5 protein-coding genes are annotated in these 3,686 nt (G+C 70.4%); 4 read left to right on the top strand and 1 reads right to left on the bottom strand.

The genetic code is table 11. The annotated features are described in order from the left end of the window. From ACLL9L_RS13550 to ACLL9L_RS13535, 4 genes are all read left to right on the top strand, one after another. On the top strand, positions 1–192 hold a 192-nt coding region (locus tag ACLL9L_RS13550; protein WP_411285187.1), incomplete at its 5' end, for a hypothetical protein. Between the two features lie 340 nt (positions 193–532). Next, positions 533–670, top strand: coding sequence for a hypothetical protein (locus ACLL9L_RS13545; RefSeq protein WP_411285186.1), 138 nt, complete (start codon positions 533–535; stop codon positions 668–670). A gap of 168 nt (positions 671–838) precedes the next feature. Beyond that, complete coding sequence (locus ACLL9L_RS13540) at positions 839–1,210, top strand: beta-eliminating lyase-related protein (RefSeq protein WP_411285185.1); 372 nt, start codon at positions 839–841, stop codon at positions 1,208–1,210. Then, a complete protein-coding gene (locus ACLL9L_RS13535) occupies positions 1,168–1,572 on the top strand; it encodes a hypothetical protein (RefSeq protein WP_411285184.1) in 405 nt (134 codons plus the stop codon). Before ACLL9L_RS13540 ends, ACLL9L_RS13535 begins: the two co-directional genes overlap by 43 nt. A 215-nt stretch (positions 1,573–1,787) precedes the next feature. Here the strand turns inward: ACLL9L_RS13535 and ACLL9L_RS13530 are convergent. Then, positions 1,788–3,686 (bottom strand): fibronectin type III domain-containing protein (locus ACLL9L_RS13530; protein WP_411285183.1); only part of this gene is annotated, 1,899 nt, incomplete at its 5' end.

Here is a 3,686-nt window from a genome sequence, read left to right as displayed (position 1 = left end):
GTGAGCCTCGTCTCGAGCGGCCCGGCCGACGAGGTGCGACGGGCCACGGTCGCCCTCTACACGGCTGCGGGTTTCACCCCGGTCACCGACTCCGTCCTGGACATGGGCCACCTGCAGGTCACCGTCGTGGCCGAGAACCGGGACCACAGCGCCACGGAGACCAACCTGGTTGTCGCGGTGACAACGATCTGAGTCGGTCGCGCTCCCGCTCGGGCGGGGGCCGAAGCTTGAGGGCACCGGAACTACGCCGGGAAACGGTCGCCAGCCGTCCGTATGGTGGGGGGAAGACCGACCAAGGCAGCCGATGTCGAGCCGGGCAGGCGCGCGCCGCGGGTGCACGCGGTGGCTCCTCGGGCACGGTGACATCACGCCGGTGGCCTGGCTCCACGAGCTCGTGTCGGCGGCGTCCGAGCCTCACCCAACCGGTATGGCGGTGGGGGTGACGTCGAGGCGCTGGAGCGGGCGGTGCCCGATCGGCTCGGAAAGGAGGCGGCGGTGTTCATGCCCAGCGGTGCGATGGCGAAGCAGGCCCGTGCTGCGGTCCTGGGGCGAGCGATCCGTCACCGACGCCGTTGCCGTGCACGGGCTCTCGCACTTCGTCCTGCACGAGCTCGATGCCTTGTCAGAGCTGCCCCATCTGCGGGTGCAGCGCCTGACCCACGATCCTTGACCGGCCACCGCGGCGGACCTCGGCGCCTTGGCCGGGCCTCTGGCCGCGGTGAGCATCGAGCTCCCCCTGCGAGAGGCGGGCTTCGTGTTGCCCACCTGGGACGAGCTGGTGGCTGGCCCTGACCATCAGGTGCCACGAACGTGGCGTGCCGGTGTATCTCGACTGGGCATGCCTCTGGGAGGCCAGCCGTTCTCTGACCGGCCGTTGGCCGAGATCGCAGCGCTCGCCGACTCGGTCTCCGTCTCGTTCTACGAGGGTCTCGGTGCGATGGCGGGCGCAGCAGCGGCCGGCCGTGCCGACCTCATTGAGCAGGCTCGTCGCTGGCGCACCCGTCATGGTGGCACGCTCTTCACCAGGCTTCCGTATGCCGTCTCGGCGCGGGATGGGCTGGCGAGGCCTACGTCGGGCGGGCCCGCGAGCTCGCAGCCGGGCTGGAGGCGCTGGCCGGTGTGCGCGTTCCACCGCGACCACCTCACACCAACGTGTTCCGTGTCTTCGTGGACATCCCGGACGAGCAGCGGGAGGAGGCAACGCTGCTGATGATGGGGAAGGACGAGATCTGCCCGGCGTTCTGGTGGGGCCAGGCCGACGTCCCGGGCTGGGCGATGACCGAGGTCAACGTCGGCGACGCCACCTGGGACGGGGACGTCGAGGAGCAGTTGGTCGACCTCGGCGCCCTGTTCGACAGCGCCCGGACCGCCGTCCGGGTCGACATCCGGTCGGAGGCCACCCTGCGGGGCACCGGCGGTCGCCACCAACCCAACCCTGGCCCACGAGGGCAGTCGGCTCGCCTCCTCTGGGGAGACCATTGCTGGGGCCGACTCAGTGCCAGATCCTCGGCGCGTTGGAGGCCCGTGAGCAATGTGGATAGCCTGAGCCGTTCCGTTGTCTCCGAAGGATGACGCAGGAGGAGGTCTTCCAGATGATCAACAAACCTGCAGTCCTCCACGTGCCTTACCTGCACGAGACCCGGACCGTTCCCAACAAAGACCGTGACCCGCACCTCAGCGAACTCGAAGCCGATCCCTCAAAGTGTTCCTCGACGCCGAGGGCTGGTCCGCGATGGCCGGGAGTCCCTCATGTCCATCCTTGATGCAGCCGTTGTCGTCGAGTCCATTCAGTTGAAGTAGCCCACAAGGTCCGCGATGACGTCGACGGCGCCTGCGTTGTTGTAGAAGGTGACGGTGTTGCCGGGGCCGACGGGGACCAAGACCAGGTTCGGGACGGTCTGGCCGGGCGCGTAGTTGAGGTTGGACGCGGTCGGTCGGAGCGGCGCGCCGCCGGGGTAGACGGTCAGCCAGCTGAAGGCGGTGGGGTTGGTGACGGTGACGTTCAGGGCGACGGCGGTGGTCCCGGCGGGCAGGCCGGGCACGGTCAGGGTCATGGTGGTGCCGGCGCCGAGGGTGGCGGGGGTGGCGGGGGTTTGGCCGAGGCCGGTGCGAGTGTCCAGGACCCGGGTGGGGCTGGTGCCGGTGAAACCGGCGCCGGTGGGGGCGTAGGAGCCGACGAGGTCGGCGATGACGTCGACGGTGCCGGCCTGGTTGTAGATGGTGACGGTGTTGCCGGGGCCGAGGGGGACGATGACCATATTGGGGACAGTCTGACCGGGCGTGAAGTTGAGGTTGGAGGTGGTGGGCAGGGCCGTGCCGCCGGGGTAGACGGTCAGCCAGCTGGCCGCGGTGGGGTTGGTGACGGTGACGTTGAGGGCGACGGCGGTCGCTCCGACAGGCAGGCCGGGCACGGTCAGGGTCATCGTGGCCCCGGCGCCGAGGGCGGTGGGTGCGCCGAGCCCGGTGCGGGTGTCCAGGACCCGGGTGGGAGAGGTTGCGGCGAATGCTGCGCCGGCGCCAGGGGCGTAGGAGCCGACGAGGTCGGCGATGACGTCGACGGTGCCGGCCTCGTTGTAAATGGTGATGGTGTTGCCGGGGCCGAGGGGGACCAGGACCATGTTGGGGACGGTCTGGCCCGGCGTGTAGTTGAGGTTGGACGCGGTCGGTCGGGCCGTGCCGCCGGGGTAGACGGTCAGGAAGCTGCTGGCGGTGGGGTTGGTGACGGTGACGTTGAGGGCGACGGCGGTCGCTCCGACAGGGACGCCGAGCACGGTCAAGGTCGTCGCGGCGCCGACGCCGAGGGCTGCGGGGGTGCCCACAGTGCCGAGGGCGCCGAGGCCGAGGCCGGTGCGGGTGTCCAGGATCCGTGTGGGGGTCATCCCGGTGAAGCCGACCAGCGATCTGACGGTGACCTGATTGGACGGCGGGGAAAGGGCGCCGGCGCCGACGGCGTTGACGGCCCGGACCTGGAAGGTGTACGCCGTTGCGTCGGCCAGGCCGGTGATGACCCGGCTGGTGTCGGCGGCAGGGATGGCGGTGATGGTCGAGACCACGGTCGTGCCGGTGCTCACCAGCACCTCGTAACCGGTGACCGCGGAGCCGCCGTCGGAGGGCGGCGGGGCCCAGCTGAGCGTGACCGACGCGTTCCCGGCCACAGCGGTCGGAGCAGCCGGAGCAGCCGGAGTCGTGGCTGCGGGGGTGACCGCGTTGGACAGGGCCGAGAAGGCACCGACCCCCAGCAGGTTGCTGGCCGCAACCTTCAAACGGTAGGTCTGACCGTTGGTCAGGCCGGTGACCGTCGCACTGGTGATGTTGCCGGCCACCGTCACTGTTCCGGCCGGGTTGCCCGCACTGTCCAGCGCCGTGACGACGTATCCGGTGATCGCAGCGCCCCCGTCGGACGCCGGTGGAGTCCAGGCGACACTCGCGGTGGCGTTGCCGGCTGTGGCCACACCGATCGTCGGCGCACCCGGGACAGTGACCGGCACTCCGCTCCACGGAGTCGGCTCGAGTGGTCCGACGCCCGGCCCGATGGGCGACGCGGTGGTCGCGCCCTCGCCGAAGCGCAGGAAGGGCAGGTGCCAGAAGTCGAAGGGGATGAGCAGGTCGCCGGGCTTGACGTTCTCGGGGAAGATGAACTCGAAGGTCGGGGCGAAGTACTGTCCGGCCGCGAGTCCGTTGGCCAC

The sequence above is a fragment of the Lapillicoccus sp. genome (genome assembly GCF_046595215.1).
Taxonomy (GTDB): Bacteria; Actinomycetota; Actinomycetes; order Actinomycetales; family Dermatophilaceae; genus Lapillicoccus.
The sequence above is the reverse complement of the archived record's forward strand: the minus strand, read 5'-3'. Positions and strand labels throughout refer to the sequence as shown.